Raw genomic sequence first — 554 nt, forward strand, 5'->3', positions numbered from 1 at the left:
TGCCCATCGCATCTTTCGTTGACACATTCATATCTATAATATGTAAATCAATGCTATTTTCATCCAACCATTGAGATAGCTCAATTAATTGTTTTGTTGTACGTCCAAGACGATCTAATTTATAGACAACTAGAATATCTCCTTCACGTAAATAATCTAAACACTTATCAAGTTCCGTTCTTTTAGTTTTACGACCACTCGCTTTCTCGCTAAAGATACGTTCACAACCATATTCCTCAAGTGTATCAATCTGTCCATCAAGACTTTGATCTTGTGTTGACACACGTGCATAACCAATTTTAGCCATTTGAACACCACCTTTTTTAATCGTTTTATGGGTACTTACTAATGAAATATAGTTCTCGATGTAAATAAACACGTCTGTCAGCATCTAAAAACTCATGATTTTCGATATTTATGATACATTGATTATAACACAAGTTTATAGACTTAAATATCCAAGAAAAACCTCTTAATATTAAGTTAAGAGGTTTTGTGTCAAAAACGAACGTAATTTAGAAATAATATTTATTGGTATTTCAAGAATATATATA

General features: G+C 30.9%; 1 protein-coding gene. It reads right to left on the minus strand.

Annotation, left to right across the window (positions count from 1 at the left end; translation table 11 throughout):
- On the minus strand, positions 1-307 hold a 307-nt coding region (locus HMPREF2930_RS09545; RefSeq protein ID WP_141751518.1), incomplete at its 3' end, for a recombinase family protein.
- Between the last annotated feature and the right edge of the window lie 247 nt (positions 308-554).

The sequence above is a fragment of the Staphylococcus sp. HMSC068C09 genome (assembly GCF_001813735.1).
GTDB classification, from domain to species: Bacteria; Bacillota; Bacilli; order Staphylococcales; family Staphylococcaceae; genus Staphylococcus; species Staphylococcus hominis.